Source organism: Nocardia sp. NBC_01327, from assembly GCF_035958815.1.
GTDB lineage: Bacteria > Actinomycetota > Actinomycetes > Mycobacteriales > Mycobacteriaceae > Nocardia.
In genome coordinates this window covers 6,107,701-6,122,239 of sequence record NZ_CP108383.1, presented here as the reverse complement: position 1 = coordinate 6,122,239, position 14,539 = coordinate 6,107,701, and the positions used below count along the sequence as shown (strand labels likewise).

General features: G+C 65.1%; 17 protein-coding genes. 16 read left to right on the top strand and 1 reads right to left on the bottom strand.

From position 1 onward, the window contains the following. Nucleotides 1-49: 49 nt before the first annotated feature. The gene (locus OG326_RS28300) at nt 50-664 is read right to left on the bottom strand and encodes a TetR/AcrR family transcriptional regulator (RefSeq protein ID WP_327140165.1); all 615 of its coding nucleotides are present in this window, start codon (nt 662-664) and stop codon (nt 50-52) included. A 110-nt stretch (nt 665-774) separates the two neighbouring features. On the opposite strand from OG326_RS28300, the gene OG326_RS28295 reads away from it, so the two are divergent. The 16 genes from OG326_RS28295 (at nt 775) to OG326_RS28220 (ending at nt 14,534) form a co-directional block, all read left to right on the top strand. After that, on the top strand, nt 775-2,001 hold the full coding sequence (locus tag OG326_RS28295; RefSeq protein ID WP_327140164.1) for an alkane 1-monooxygenase: 1,227 nt from the start codon (nt 775-777) through the stop codon (nt 1,999-2,001). Further along, a complete protein-coding gene (locus OG326_RS28290) occupies nt 2,001-2,207 on the top strand; it encodes a rubredoxin (protein WP_327140163.1) in 207 nt (68 codons plus the stop codon). Before OG326_RS28295 ends, OG326_RS28290 begins: the two co-directional genes overlap by 1 nt. Continuing rightward, complete coding sequence (locus OG326_RS28285; RefSeq protein WP_327140162.1) at nt 2,197-2,382, top strand: rubredoxin; 186 nt, start codon at nt 2,197-2,199, stop codon at nt 2,380-2,382. The genes OG326_RS28290 and OG326_RS28285 overlap by 11 nt, the downstream gene beginning before the upstream one ends. Further along, complete coding sequence (locus OG326_RS28280) at nt 2,382-3,527, top strand: NAD(P)/FAD-dependent oxidoreductase (protein WP_327146610.1); 1,146 nt, start codon at nt 2,382-2,384, stop codon at nt 3,525-3,527. Before OG326_RS28285 ends, OG326_RS28280 begins: the two co-directional genes overlap by 1 nt. Before the next feature lie 276 nt (nt 3,528-3,803). Next, nucleotides 3,804-4,634 (top strand): MlaE family ABC transporter permease, encoded by an 831-nt coding sequence (locus OG326_RS28275; protein ID WP_405136873.1) that lies wholly within the window; start codon nt 3,804-3,806, stop codon nt 4,632-4,634. Further along, nucleotides 4,634-5,503 (top strand): MlaE family ABC transporter permease, encoded by an 870-nt coding sequence (locus OG326_RS28270; protein ID WP_327140161.1) that lies wholly within the window; start codon nt 4,634-4,636, stop codon nt 5,501-5,503. The genes OG326_RS28275 and OG326_RS28270 overlap by 1 nt, the downstream gene beginning before the upstream one ends. Nucleotides 5,504-5,506: 3 nt before the next feature. Further along, nucleotides 5,507-6,535, top strand: a complete 1,029-nt coding sequence (locus OG326_RS28265; protein WP_327140160.1) for an MlaD family protein — start codon at nt 5,507-5,509, stop codon at nt 6,533-6,535. Continuing rightward, nucleotides 6,532-7,539 (top strand): MlaD family protein, encoded by a 1,008-nt coding sequence (locus tag OG326_RS28260; protein ID WP_327140159.1) that lies wholly within the window; start codon nt 6,532-6,534, stop codon nt 7,537-7,539. Before OG326_RS28265 ends, OG326_RS28260 begins: the two co-directional genes overlap by 4 nt. After that, nucleotides 7,530-8,549: an MlaD family protein gene (locus tag OG326_RS28255; RefSeq protein WP_327140158.1), complete on the top strand. Its 1,020-nt coding sequence runs from the start codon at nt 7,530-7,532 to the stop codon at nt 8,547-8,549. Before OG326_RS28260 ends, OG326_RS28255 begins: the two co-directional genes overlap by 10 nt. Beyond that, nucleotides 8,549-9,484, top strand: coding sequence for an MCE family protein (locus OG326_RS28250; RefSeq protein ID WP_327140157.1), 936 nt, complete (start codon nt 8,549-8,551; stop codon nt 9,482-9,484). The genes OG326_RS28255 and OG326_RS28250 overlap by 1 nt, the downstream gene beginning before the upstream one ends. Beyond that, nucleotides 9,481-10,488: an MlaD family protein gene (locus OG326_RS28245; protein WP_327140156.1), complete on the top strand. Its 1,008-nt coding sequence runs from the start codon at nt 9,481-9,483 to the stop codon at nt 10,486-10,488. Before OG326_RS28250 ends, OG326_RS28245 begins: the two co-directional genes overlap by 4 nt. Then, complete coding sequence (locus OG326_RS28240) at nt 10,485-11,435, top strand: MlaD family protein (protein WP_327140155.1); 951 nt, start codon at nt 10,485-10,487, stop codon at nt 11,433-11,435. The genes OG326_RS28245 and OG326_RS28240 overlap by 4 nt, the downstream gene beginning before the upstream one ends. Next, nucleotides 11,410-12,231: a hypothetical protein gene (locus tag OG326_RS28235; protein WP_327140154.1), complete on the top strand. Its 822-nt coding sequence runs from the start codon at nt 11,410-11,412 to the stop codon at nt 12,229-12,231. The genes OG326_RS28240 and OG326_RS28235 overlap by 26 nt, the downstream gene beginning before the upstream one ends. Further along, nucleotides 12,156-12,872 carry a TetR/AcrR family transcriptional regulator gene (locus OG326_RS28230; protein WP_327146609.1) on the top strand — a complete coding sequence of 239 codons (717 nt, stop codon included), beginning with the start codon at nt 12,156-12,158 and terminating at the stop codon, nt 12,870-12,872. Before OG326_RS28235 ends, OG326_RS28230 begins: the two co-directional genes overlap by 76 nt. Further along, the gene (locus OG326_RS28225) at nt 12,869-13,504 is read left to right on the top strand and encodes a TetR/AcrR family transcriptional regulator (RefSeq protein ID WP_327140153.1); all 636 of its coding nucleotides are present in this window, start codon (nt 12,869-12,871) and stop codon (nt 13,502-13,504) included. The genes OG326_RS28230 and OG326_RS28225 overlap by 4 nt, the downstream gene beginning before the upstream one ends. A 79-nt stretch (nt 13,505-13,583) precedes the next feature. Continuing rightward, nucleotides 13,584-14,534 carry a MerR family transcriptional regulator gene (locus OG326_RS28220; RefSeq protein WP_327140152.1) on the top strand — a complete coding sequence of 317 codons (951 nt, stop codon included), beginning with the start codon at nt 13,584-13,586 and terminating at the stop codon, nt 14,532-14,534. The last annotated feature ends 5 nt before the right edge of the window (nt 14,535-14,539 follow it).

Below are 14,539 nucleotides of genomic sequence, written 5' to 3'. Positions count from 1 at the left end.
GCCTTCAGCTCCTGCGTGCGCAGCAGGATCCGCTGAACGCACCGCAGCGCTAGTCGGCGGTGAGTGCGGGGGCGATGGTGCTCGCGATGACGACGCCGATTTGGTCCACGGCCCGCTCGATCGAGCCGGTGGGCTGGAACAGGTGGCTGAGGGCCAGGCGGACAAGGGTTTCCGTCAATGCGGCCAATTCGGCGTCCGGCAGCGACGTGAGTTCGTACTGGGTGCGGATCATGGCGGCGACCGCCTCGATCGCGCGGCCGAGGACCGGTTCGGGTTCGGTCATCAGGACCGGGAGCAGTGCGGTGTCCGGTGCGGTTCGCCCGGCGAGGACGGCTTTGAGCAAGGTGTTGTCCGCGCCGGTGCGCAGGGTGAATTCGACGGCCTGACGCAGGCCCGCGACCACATCGTCCGGGTGGATGGCGAGGCTGTCGGCGATGCCGACCAGGAAGGTGTCGACCTCCTGCTGGATGACGACCTCGGCGAGTTCGTGTTTGTTGCCGAACTCCTTGTACATGACCGGGCGGCTGACGCCCACCTCCTTGGCCAGGCGGGACATGTTCACCGCGCCCCAGCCCTCGGCGCACACAATGCGCCGCGCGGTGTCGATGATCCGTTCGCGCAGGAGTTGGCGCATCTCGGTCTGGAAATTCGGCGCTTCAGCCACGATCCGATGGTACATGAGCTCGTCTTTCGTCTCGCCCGTTGACAATCTTCCTTGAAGTGTATCTACTGAATACACTTCGTCAAGAAGTGTAAATGGCAAGGAGATCGACAATGACGACGTCTCGAATCAGTGAGCCGGCCCCGGTAGCCCCGCCGCCGCAGTGGCGTGACCGCAAGCGCTACCTGTGGCTCTTCGGCCTGATCGCACCGACCGCCCTCTTTCTGGCCGCAGCCCTGGTCTGGGCCTTCGACCAATTGGGCTGGCAGGCCGTGGCGCCGGTGTGGTGGTGGATCGGCCCACTTCTGGTCTACGTGCTGCTGCCGCTGCTGGACCGGTTCTTCGGCCCGGACGGCCAGAATCCGCCGGACGAGGTGATGGAGTGGCTGGAGAACGACCGCTACTACCGGTACTGCACCTACGCCTATATCCCGTTCCAGCTGCTGAGCCTCGGATTCGCCTGCTACCTCTGGACGGCCACCGATCTGGCCTGGCTCGGCATCGACGGCGGCCTGGGTCTGATCTCGAAGATCGGCCTGGCGCTCAGCATCGGCGTGGTCGGCGGCGTCGGCATCAATACCGCGCACGAACTCGGCCACAAGAAGGACGAATTGGAGCGCTGGCTGTCGAAGATCACGCTCGCCCAGACGTTCTACGGCCACTTCTACATCGAGCACAATCGCGGCCACCATGTGCGCGTCGCGACGCCGGAGGATCCGGCCAGTTCCCGCTTCGGCGAATCCTTCTGGACCTTCCTGCCGCGCAGTGTGCAGGGCAGTCTGCGCTCCTCGTGGGAGCTGGAGGCGGCGCGGCTGCGGCGACTGGGTAAGCGGCCGTGGACGATCCACAATGACGTGCTCAATGCCTGGCTCATGTCGGTGGTGCTGTGGGGCGCGCTCGCGGCGGTCTTCGGCCCGATGGTGCTGCCGTTCCTGGTCCTGCAGGCCGTCTACGGCTTCGCCCTGCTGGAGACGGTGAACTACCTCGAGCACTACGGCCTGCTGCGTCAGCGCACCGCCAGTGGTCGCTATGAGCGCTGCACCCCCGAGCACAGCTGGAACTCCGATCACATCGTCACGAACATCTTCCTGTACCACCTGCAACGGCACAGCGATCATCACGCGAACCCGACCCGCCGGTATCAGACATTGCGCAGTATGGACGGCGCGCCGAACCTGCCCAGCGGCTACGCCTCCATGATCGGCCTGGCTTACTTTCCGCCACTGTGGCGCAAGGTCATGGACAAGCGGGTGATCGCTCACTACGAGGGCGATATCACCCGCGTGAACATCCAGCCGGGCAAGCGTGACCGCGTGCTGGCACGGTACGGAGCCCGGTGATGGCCGCCTACCGTTGCCCGGTCTGCGACTACGTCTACGACGAATCGAAAGGTGCTCCGCGGGAAGGCTTTCCGGCGGGCACCCCGTGGTCCGCGGTCCCCGATGAGTGGTGCTGCCCCGACTGCGGTGTCCGGGAGAAGCTCGACTTCGAATCCACCACGGCCCCCACCGGCTCCGATCGAACAGGACGCGATCATGACCACTGATTTCAAACTCTTCCGCTGCCTGGTGTGCGGGTTCGAATACGATGAGGCGCTCGGCTGGCCCGAGGACGATATCGCCCCCGGTACCCGCTGGGCCGATATTCCCGAGGACTGGTCCTGCCCGGATTGTGGTGCGGCCAAGGCGGATTTCGAGATGGTCGAGGTCAGTCGCTCGTGATGCGGCGAATCGTGATCGTGGGCGCCGGGGTGGCCGGAGCCACCGCGGCCAAGACACTGCGCAGCTCCGGCTACCCCGGTGAGATCGTGCTGCTGGGCGCGGAGGGCGGCCTGCCGTATCGGCGGCCCATGGTCTCGAAGGAACTGCTGGCCGGAACGGCCGTCGAACGGCGAATGCTGCTGGAGGCGGCGGACTTCTGGTCCGCGCAGGATATCGACCTGCGCACCGCAACGGCCGTGCGCGGGATCGATGCCGAACGCGCCCGCGTGCATCTGACCGATGATTCCGAGATCGACTACGACGCACTGCTTCTCGCGACCGGAGCCCGGCCGCGCCGGCTGCCGGGTGTCGGGCTGGGTGCGCATACGCTGCGCGGCCGTGGCGATATCGCGCCGATCCGCGCGGCCATCGATGACGGATCGCTGCTCATCGTCGGCGCCGGGCTCATCGGATGTGAGGTCGCCGCGACAGCGGCCGGTCTCGGCGCGCAGGTGACCGTCGTGCACGCCGGACCCACGCCGCTGGACCGCGTCGCACCCGAGACCATCGGTGAGTTCTTCCGAAAGCTGCACGCGGACAATGCGGTCGAGATTCACACCGATGTCGTGCTGACCGATATCGAGGATGTCGCCGGCGGGGTGCTGGCCACTGCCTCCGACGGCCGCCGGTGGCGCGCCGGTGCGGCGCTGATCGCCATCGGCGCGGTGCCCGATATCGCACTCGCCGACGCGGCCGGGGTGGCGGTCGGCGACGGCATTCTCATCGACCAGGACTATCGCACTTCGATTTCCGGGATCTACGCCGCCGGCGATGCCGCCGCCCGGTTCGATCCCGAACTCGATGTGTATGTGCGAGAAGAACATTGGAACAGCGCGCAGGCGCAGGGCGCGGCCGCGGCGAAGGCGATGCTCGGAATATCGCCCGACCGTGCGCAGGTGCCGTGGGGCTGGTCCACGCAGTACGGCTTGAATCTCCAGTTCGCGGGCCGGATTCGCCCGGGGGACGACCTCGAGGTGCGCGGTGTGCCCGGCACCCCCGATATCGCGGTACTGGGCAGGCGGGACGGGCGGATGACCGGCGCGGTGGCCATTGGCCGCCCCGCTGATATTCGCGCGGCGCGCGAACTGATCGGTGCACCAGGCTAATTGCTCGCAAAAGTGAAATGCCGTCGAATCAATTCGAATTGATTCGACGGCATTTCCGTTTGCCGAGCCATTGCCCACTGCTGTCGCAGCAAACGGCTATTACTGTCTGGGTCGCGTATTCTGCCCCAGACCTGGCTACTTGGTCAAGCATTCGAATGAAACCAGTGAAGACTGACACGTCAGTCCGAAAGCTGTATTACTGTCTCGGTCAGTCGGCAGCGGTCGAACAAGGGGACCGGTCGGCAGTGACCAGCAGTGGCAGTGGGGTGGTAGGCATTGGTCGACAAGGCCATTCGGGGGCCGGAGCCGTTCGTTCGGCAGGCAGTCGAGTTCGTTCTTTCCGGGTTGCGCACGTTCGGGCGCACCATTCAACTGGCGGTGGCGGCATTTCGCTACCTCGTCACCGATATCGTCGCCCTGAAACATCCGTGGCGTGACACCCTGCAGCAGGGGTGGTTCATAGTCAGCGTGACCGCGATTCCCGCTGTGCTGGTATCGATTCCGTTCGGCGTCATTGTCGCGGTGCAGGTCGGCAGCCTCACCCAGCAGGTCGGCGCGAGCTCCGTCTCCGGCGCGGCCGGTGGTCTGGGCGTCATCCGGCAGGGTGCGCCCATGGTGACCGCACTGCTGCTGGGCGGTGCGGCCGGATCGGCCATCGCCGCCGATCTCGGCGCCCGCACCATTCGCGATGAGGTGGATGCGCTGCGCACCATGGGAATCGACCCGGTGCGCCGGCTGGTCGCCCCGCGGCTGGCGGCCATGCTCGTGCTCACGCCCCTGCTCTGCATGCTGATCATCTTCATGGGCGTCTTCACCGGATATGTGATCGCGGTCGGCTTCCAGGGCGTCACGCCCGGCAGCTATCTGTCGGCCTTCGCGGCCTTCGCCAAGATGAGCGATCTCGGGGTGGCGATCCTCAAAGCCGTGCTGTTCGGCGTGATCGTGCTGATCGTGTCCTGTCAGCGTGGCCTGGAAGCCATGAACGGTCCCAAGGGCGTTGCCAATGCGGTGAACGCCGCGGTGGTGATCGGCGTGATCGCGGCCTTCGGTGTGAATCTTGTTATCACCCAGCTGGTTTCGATGTTCCTACCGACGCAGGTGGGCTGATGACCCAGGTTCCCGCACGCTATCAGCCGCTCGGCGCGGCCGGTCGGATCGTCGAACGCGGTGCGCAGGCCCCGCTGGGGGTCTTCGAATCCCTGGGCCATCAAGCGACTTTCGTCTATGAGGTGCTGACGGCAATCCCGCATACGCTGCGGTTCTATCGCCGCCAGACCATGCTCATCCTCTCCGATATCACCTGGGGCTCGGGCGCGATCATCGTCGGCGGCGGCACCGTGGCGGTGCTGGCCTTCCTCGGCATCGCGGTCGGCGGCTCCATCGGCGTGGAGGGTTTCACCGCGCTGAATATGGTCGGCATGGGCCCGCTCACCGGGTTCGTCTCCGCGTATGCGAATACCCGGGAAATGGCGCCCATGGTGGCAGCCATCGGATTCGCCGCGCAGGCCGGCTGCCGCATGACGGCCGAGATCGGGTCCATGCGCATCTCCGAGGAGATCGATGCGCTCGAGGCCATCGGCATCCGGCCGATGCCGTTCGTGGTGACCACCCGCGTGATCGCCGGTGTCATCACCATCGTGCCGCTGCACCTGCTCACGCTGATTCTGTCGTATCTGTCCTGCGCGACCGTGGTGAATGTGCTGCACGGGCAGTCCTCGGGCACCTACTACCACTACTTCGACGCCTTCCTGCAACCGAGTGATGTGCTCGCCTCGCTGCTCAAAGCGACGATTTTCGTGATCACCATCATTCTCATCCACGGCTACCAGGGCTTCTACGCCACCGGCGGACCGGAGGGCGTGGGCCGCGCCTCGGGCCGCGCCATTCGCGCCAGCCTGGTGCTGGTGGTCATTCTGGACATGATCCTCACCATCGTGATCTGGGGCTTCGATGTCGGCATCAAGATTTCGGGGTGACCGATGAGCATGTTCAAGGATCATTCCGGGCGGAGTGCCGGACCGTGGATGCTGCGGCTGCGCGGTCTGGTGATCGCGATCGTCCTGGTCACGGTGACGATCGTCGTAAGTTCCTATGCGCGTGGATCGTTCGCCGACAGGTTCGACCTGACCATCGACGCCGCGACGCTGGGCGAGGGGCTGGCGCCGGGCGCGGAGGTGAAATTCCGCGGCTACGCCATCGGCACCGTGCGCGAGGTGAATACCGAGGGTTACGGCCATCAGCGCATCGAGGTGCAGATCGACCGTAAGCAGGCCGCCGCGCTCACCGAGGGTGTCACCGCGCGCTTCACCTCCTCGAATGTGTTCGGCTCCAGTGCGATCGAGCTGGTGGCGGGGAGCGGCACCGCGCCGCTGCACGAGAACGCCATCCTGCAGATCGGTGAGAACGCCACCAATGCGACCGTCGCGGGCGTCTTCCGGCGGGCGGCCCGGCTCACCCAGGTGCTCGACTCCGCCACCGTCCATAGGCTTTTCGACCTGCTGCTGGACAATGCGGGCAGCCTGGAACCGGTACTGCAGTCGTTCTTCGACACCGCGCGCATGCTGGCCGATGGGCAGCAGGCGCCGGTCGGTCACTACCTCGGTATCGGCGCGGATATGACCGGAGCCTTCGCGGCTCTGACCCCGTCGGCGGGTCATGCCGTGCTGGGGGTGCTGGAGCAGGCCGCGTACTTCGGTGATCCGGCGAATCAGGATCGCACCAACAAGGCCACTGACGGGGTGAATCAGGCGGTGCTGCTCGGGATTTCGAATCTGCTGCAGCGCAATAATCCCGAGCTGGAGAGGGTGCTGAGCGGCGTGCTGGATCTGGCGGTGCCGATCAGCGTCTCGCTGGGCACCGTCGCCCCGGCCTACAACCGGATTCCGAATCTGCTGCGCGCCATGGACGGAGCCTTCCCGGTGGTGGACGGCCGGGTGCAGCTGCAGCTCGATCTGATCGTGAAAACCATGCCGTACCTGGCTGATTCACTCGGGGGAGTGCCGAAATGAACGATGTCGTCAAGTCCTCCGTCAAACTCGTGATCTTCCTGCTCATCGTTTCGGCCTGCTCGGTATTCATCGTGACCGCCCTGCGCACTCCGATTCCGGGTGACAAGGTCGGATACGACGCCGTGTTCACCGATGTATCGGGGTTGTTCGCCGGTGATTCGGTGCGCATGTCGGGTGTCGCGGTCGGCAAGGTAGAGACGGTCGCACTGGACGGTGCGCAGGCGCGGGTGCACTTCACCGTGAACACCGACCGGCCGATCTACGACAACACCCAGGCGGCGGTGCGCTACCAGAATCTCATCGGGCAGCGGTATGTCGAGCTGCTCACCGACGGCACGGGTGGCGCGAAACTCGCTCCGGGAACCACGATTCCGGTGCAGCGCACCATCCCGAGCTTCGATGTCTCCAAACTGTTCAACGGCTTCAAACCGCTGTTCGACACCTTGGATCCCGCGCAGCTCAACCAGTTCGGCGACAATCTGCTGCGGGTGATCCAGGGCGACGGTTCGGGTATCGGGCCGGTGCTCTCGGATCTGGATACGCTCACCAAACACGCCAGCAGCAGTGAAGCGGTCATCGTGCTGCTGGTCCGCAATCTGGGGCTGGTGTCCGATGAGATCGGCGGCAAATCGAAGGCCGTCGGCGATCTGGTCCAGCAGCTGGCGGATATTCTGCGCGAGTTCACCAGCAAGAACCAGATCATGCTCAGCGCCATCGATACCGCCAAAGCCGTTCTCGGGCCGATCGTTCCGCTCCTGGAGCAGGGGCGCGACGCCTACGACCAGGCCTACGGTCCGATCGACGGTCTGCTGCGCCGGCTGGTGCCGGCGACCGACCAGCTCACGCAGCTGCTCGCGATCACTCCGCAGGTGGTCACCGGCCTGAACCAGGCGGTGCCGGGCAATGGGGTGAAGCCGCGGATTACCTGTTCGCACGGGGAGGCCGCGGTATCCGGTATCGCGGGTGTCGTCCTCGCCAACCAGAACCTGGTGGTGTGCAATTGAAAGCGCTGGTGAAGTATTTCGGCGAGCTCATTCGTGAGGTGCTCGCCGGGCGCGGCGATCAGCCGACCCAATTGCGCTGGGGCATAGCGGGAGTCTCGGTGTGCGTGGTGCTGCTGCTGGCGGCGGGGGCGCTGTATGTGGTGCCGTTCGGACAGCGCACCTATACGGCCGATTTCAAGATCTCCGGTGGGGCGCGCTCCGGTGACGAGGTCCGGGTGGCGGGCATCAATGTCGGCAAGATCCGGTCGGTGGATCTGGTCGGCGATCATGTCGAGGTCAGCTTCACGGTGAAATCCGAAGTGCACGTGGGTGATCGGGCGGCGGTGGAGGTCAAGATGCTGACCCCCATCGGCGGCCACTACCTGGCGCTGGCGCCGACCGGCGATAAAGATTTGGGGCGCAAGCACATTCCGCCCGACCGCACCGGAACGCCGTTCGAGCTCAGCGACATTCTCGACAAGGGCACTCCCATCTTCAGCAAGGTCGATGCCGGCACCATGCGCAGCACCCTGGGCCAGCTCGACAAGGCGCTGGCCGGGCAGCCGGACGCGCTGCGCAGTCTGGTCACCAATGCCAATGATCTGACCGGTGTGCTGGCCGACCGTACGCAGCAGTTGAATACGACGCTGCAGATTTCGGACGAGTACATCGGCGCCATTGCCGACGACAAGGCGCTACTGGCCGACTTCGTCCGTCAGCTCGGCGGTGTCGCCGATTCGCTGGGCAATCGCAAGGACCAGATCGTGAGCATGTTCAACCTGGTCAAGCGGCTGCTGGTGGTGCTGCACCGCCCGATCATGGCCTACGGCGACAGCATCGAGCCGGCGGTCACGCAGTTCGAGCAGCTGTTCTCCAAGATCATGGAGGATCCGAATCGGATCGACACCGTCGTGAACGGGATGCGCGATGTGATCGCCAAACTCAACGGCATGCTCGGCACCCAGGTGAAGGCGGATCAGCCCGCCGACGGTGTGCAGGTGTGCATTCCCTACGAAGGCAAGGCGTGCTGATGCAGTGGATTCGCAAAGCGCGGGGTAGAGCGGTATTGGCCATCGGGGTCGCGGTCGTGGTGATCGCCACGGTGGCGGCGGGAGTGACCTGGGCGAGCGCGGTGCGTGATTCCGAGCAGGACGTCTGCGCGGAGTTCACCGATACCGTCGGCCTCTACAAGGGCAATAGCGTGACCATGCTCGGGGTCGATGTCGGCACCGTCTCGAAGATCGAATCGCTCGGCGATCGCATGCGGGTCACCATGAAGGTCGGCGACAAGGTGAAACTGCCCGCCGATATCCAGGCCGTCACCATGTCCAGTTCGATTGTGACCGACCGGCATGTGGAGTTGACCACGCCGTATACCGGCGGCGCGCGCTTCGATACCGCGAAATGCATTCCGCTGGACCACACCAAGACCCCCATCGGCATCAGCGAGGCGCTCGATTCCATGGGCAAGCTGGCCGGGGATCTGACCGGGCCCGGGGGATCGGATGACACGCTGATCAATGACACCCTCACCGCCGCCGACAAGGCCATCGACGGTACCGGGCCGCAGTGGAATCAGCTGCTACAGCGGCTGTCCGCGGTGGTCGGGGATCCGTCCCAGCGGGATGTGGTGTTCCGGCGGTTGGTGGACAATCTGGATCAGCTCACCACCATGTTCGTGAGCAATTGGCCGGATATGCAACTGGTACTGGACAATCTGCGGGCCGGGTTGCAGCTGATCGGTGAATTCTCCACCGAATTCGCCGGCGCCGTGGATATCGCCGTGGAGTTCCTGCCGGTGCTGGCGCGCAATGCGGGTAAATACGATCAGCAGGTCTACGCACTGCTCGATCAGTATCTGCCGCAGGCGCACGACTTCCTGCAGCAGCATCAGGGTGATATCGGCAGTCTGCTCGCGCAATTGCCGCCGCTCGCCGCGCAGCTACCGCAGGCGGGTGCCCGGTGAAGCGTGTACTCCTGCGGCTCGTGCCCGCGCTGACCGCCGCGACCCTGCTGCTCAGTGGGTGCGGAGTGCGGGCCACCGACCTCCCCATCCCGGGGACCTATCCGAGCGGTGATACCTATACCGTCCGAATCGAATTCGGTTCGGTGCTGAATCTGCCGGACCGCGCCAAGGTGATCGCCGACGGCGTCGAGATCGGCATGCTCGACCATATCGATCTGATCGGCACCACCGCCGTCGCGACGGTGAAACTGCATAGCGATGCCAAGCTGCCGAAGACCACCACGGCGGAATTGCGGCAGAGCACCATCCTCGGTGATATCCATATCGCGCTGGAGGCGCCGAAGAACGCCGACAGCGGCTTCCTGCACAATGGCGATGTCATCCCGATGTCGCAGACCGTGCCCGCCACCAATGTGGAGGACATCCTGCGGGCGCTGTCGAATATCATCACCGGCGGCCGGTGGACGGATCTGCAGAAGCTGGTGACCGACGTCAATGCGGCCTTCCCGTCCGATCCGGCCGAGCTGGACCGGATCAATAACGCCGGGCGGGCCGCGCTCCGTGATATGGCCTCGCACACCGCCGATATCGATCGGATTCTGGCGGGGGCGCAACAGATTACGACCAAGCTCGCGGACGGGCGCCAGTCGGTGGATCGCATCCTCACGCTGGGGCCCGCGCGGGCGGCCGGTCTGGCGGATGTGCTGTTCAATGTGATCAAGCTGATCATCAGTGGTGGTCAGCTGGCGCAGAATGCGGGGGATCTGCTGCTGCCGCATGTCGGCGACTTCCGTTCCATCGTCTCGATTCTCGCGCCCACGGCGGTGACGCTCGGCAACTCCGATATCACGCTGTCCGGCAACCTCGACACATTCCACACTCTGTTGCGGGACAAGCTGATTCCCTTCCTGAACTCACCGGATGTGCGGGTGCAGCAGGTGTCGGCCGATGCGCAGGCGGATCAGCTCATTTCGACCCTGCGCTCCATCGGGATGGTGCCATGAAACTCTCACTCTCCGGGCCGGTCTCGCTGGTGCTGCTGACGATACTGACGCTGATCTGCGGTAGCTATATGGCGGTCGGTGTGCTGAATTTGGATCCGAGGCGCCAGAACAACACCGTCACAGTGCTTTTGGATTCCTCCGGCGGACTGATGAAGACCTCCGAGGTGACGCTGCGGGGCATGCCCATCGGGCGGGTGCGCGATATCGGGGCCACGATTCACGGACTGTCGGTGACGCTGGAATACGATGCGAAGTACCGGATTCCGGTGGACAGTCAGGTGCAGATCGCCAATCTGTCGGCGGCCGGGGAGCAGTTCCTCGACTTCCGGCCGACGGGAACCGCCGGGCCGTTCCTGCATGACGGCAGTATCGTGCCGAACCGTCAGGTCAAGACCGCCACGACCGTCGGTGACGCACTCGCCAAGATGGACGCGCTGACAGCGCAATTGGATCCGGCGCGACTGCAGCATCTGGCGACCACCGTGGCCGCCGGATTCCAGGGCCGCGACGCCGATGTGGCCAATCTGACCCGGGCGCTCGTCGGCACCGCGAATCTCCTGCACGACAAGCGGGATGAGATCGCGCGGCTGTACGCCAATGTGCAGACGCTCGGCGACCGTTTCGACGGCCGCGCACCGTCGCTCAGTGCCGCCGCGGGTGATATCGACTCGGCACTGCCGGAACTGCTGCACATCATCGGCGCGTTCCAGAACTACTCCTACATCGGTGAGCATATTTTCGACGATCCGCTGGGGCCGCTGGTCACCAAGATCGACCAATACCTGTCCGAGATGGGACCCGACCTCGGGTTCATCGCCACCGCACTGAAGCCCTCCACCAGCGCCCTCAAGCCGTTGCGCGTGGATGCCGGATCGATTGTCGATCTGCTGGCCACGGTGTTCCCCGGCGATGGCGCGGCCCATGTCGGCGTCGAATTTCCTCGTTAGAGAGAAGGCAATCATGAGTGAAACGGAAGAGAACACGGAAGTGGTTGTGCTGGTGAAGGATTCGGTAAAGGCGAACGAGCCCGAGACTGCTGATGCTGCCCCTGTGGTGACTGATGCTGCCCCTGTGGTGACTGACGCTGCCCCTGTGGTGACCGACGCTGCCCCGGTAGTGACCGACGCTGCCCCCGCGATGATCGCTACTGCCCCTGTGGTGTCAGAGCCGCCGGTTGATCCGAAACCGTTGCGACTGCGGGGATTGCGCACTCGGGCCTATCCGATCGCCGTGGCCGCCGCCGCATTGTTCGCGGTCGTCGCGGTGGTCATGGGCGTGTTCTGGCACAACTCCACCGGTGATCTCGACGCCCTGCGCACCAGCGATTCCGACCGTGCCAGGGCGGCCGAGGTGGCGAGCGATTACACCGTGCGCTCGCTGAACTACGACTATAAGAACCTGCCCGCCTTCTTCGACGGCGTGCAGCGCGGCACCTCGGATGCCCTGCGCAACAAGTACACCCAGGTGCACGACACGCTGTCCAAGATCATGACCGGCGCGCAGGTGGTGGCGACCGGCAAGGTGGTGGGTAGCTCGGTGGAAGCGAAGGGCAACGATCAGTACGCGGTGACCGTGTACGCCACCCAGCGCACCCAGAACATTCAGCAGACGGATCCGGCGACGGTGCCGAATCTGCTGCTGGTCACCGTCGCCAAGAGCGGCGGCGACTGGGTGGTCGTCGACTACGGCCCGAAGGATGGGGATGCGAAGGACGGCGGCGCGAAGGACGGGGCCGCGAAATAGTCCCGCGCACAGGCCGGCCGCCGCAGCACGAGCTTCCGCTGCGGCGGCGCCGGCAGATCATCGAAGCCGCCTACGAGGTGTTCACCGCTCACGGATACGAGGCCACCGCCATTTCGGCGGTGGCCGCGCGCGCCGGGATCGGGCAGGGCACGGTCTATCGGTACTTCGGCAGTAAGCGCGAAATCCTCGACCACGTCATCGATTTCGGTGTCGAGAAGATCCTCGACTCGGTGCGGATCCCGGAGTTCTTCGGCACCTCGAACAGTATCGACGAGCTGCTGGAGTCGGTGCGGGCGGCGGCCGCGCGGTTCTACGAGCTGATCGAGCGCGAACCGGAGCTGCTGCGGCTGTTCTTCGTGGAGGCCGGGGCCATCGATGACGAACTGGCGCAGCGGCTTCTGGGTTTCGAGGCGATGGCCGCCTCACTGGTGTCGGTCGAACTGGCGCGCGGCGTGGCGGGCGGCTGGATTCGCGCCGATGCCGATCCGGAGGTGCTCGCGCACACCATTCTGACGCTGGTGGGTCCCGGTATGGTGCGGGAACTGCTCGGGTCCTCCGACCCCCGGTTGCGCGAGCGCAGCACCAGGGTGGTGCTGCACTTGCTGGAGAAGGCACTGCGTGCGAGGAGAGTGGCTTCGTGAGTGAGCCGGTGAGAACCGCCCGGCAGGCCGCCCGTGCGGAGTTGCGCCGCACCGAATTGGTCAGCGCCGCTTACGGTCTGGTCATGACGCGGGGCTTCCGCACCATCGGCGTGGACGATATCGCCGCGGCCGCGGGCGTGAGCCACGGGACCTTCTACAACTATTTCGACAATAAACGCGACATCCTCGACGCCGTCATCGACCACTGCTTCGACCATATCCGCGAACGCCTCCTCGGCCCCGACGCCGACGCCGATCCCGCCACCATGGAAGCCTTCTGTGACCGCTACGCCCGCGTCATAGACCGCGGCTACGACCTCGTCGCCTCCGAACCCGGCCTGGTGAATTTCCTGCTCCTGGAAGCCTCTTCGATAGACGACGGCGTCATAGAACGCTGCCTGCACAACGCCCGCCTCTTCGGCGTCCAAGCCGTACACCAGGTCAGCCGAGGCATGGAATACGGCTTCCTGGACCCCCAACTGGACGTAGCCATCGCCGGCGAAGTCCTCCTCTCCGTCCTGGTCTCCGCCCTCTTCTCCGCCCTCCGCGCTGGCCAGGACGGCCTCACCCAGGACCGGGTCCGCCTCCAACTCATCACCTTCCTCTCCTCAGCCCTGACCGCCGAGCCCTAGCCCCGAGCATGCGGGTCGTGGAGTGAAGAGGGGAATATCGGCTTGAGTCTCCACCAGGGGGAGGCAGCAAGCTGTGGGTATGGACGATGATGCGCTGTTGACGATCGGGGCTCTGGCCGAGCGGACCGGGTTGACGGTCAAGACGATTCGGTTCTATGCCGATCGCGGGGTGGTGCCGCCGACGCAATACAGCGCGGCCGGGTATCGGCTGTATGACGCTCATGCGGTGGCGTGTCTGGAATTGGTGCGCACGCTGCGGGAGCTCGGGGTTGATCTGGCGACTGTCCGGCGGGTGCTCGCGCGGGAGACGTCGGTGGCCGAGGTGGCCGCGACCCATGCCGAAGCCCTGGATATTCAGCTGCGCATCCTCCGACTCCGGCGCGCGGTATTACGCGCGGTGGCCAAACGCGAATCAGACCCACAGGAGATGACTCTCATGCACAAACTGGTTCAGCTGTCCGATGTCGAGCGGCAGCGGCTCATTCACGACTTCGTCGACGACACCTTCGGCACCGCCGACGCCAATCCGGAGATGGTGGAGCTGGTTCGCTCCACCATGCCCGAACTTCCCGACGATCCGGAACCGCACCAGGTCGAAGCCTGGATCGATCTGGCGGAACTGGTGCAGGACAGCGACTTTCGCGCCGCAGTGCGCCGGATGGCCGAGTATCAAGCCAAGGAGCGGGCCGACGGCGAAACCACCGGTTTGCATCATGCGCTCACCGAGGCGGTGCGCGAGGAAGTCGCTGCGGCGCTGCGGGACGGCATCGCCGCGAATTCGACGGCCGCCGCGGCCATTGTCGACTCGTTGACGGCACGCTATGCCGATACCTTCGGCAAGACGGATGACCCCGAACTGCGCCGCTGGATTATCGAGCGACTGGAGGTAGCCAACGACGTTCGAGTGGAACGGTATTGGCGTCTCGTCGCAACCATCAACGGCTGGCCCCCACTACCCGACCTCGGGCCGGTCTTCAGCTGGTTCGGTGCCGCGCTGCGCGCTGATGCCCGAATCGGCGACCGCCGATAAGGTGG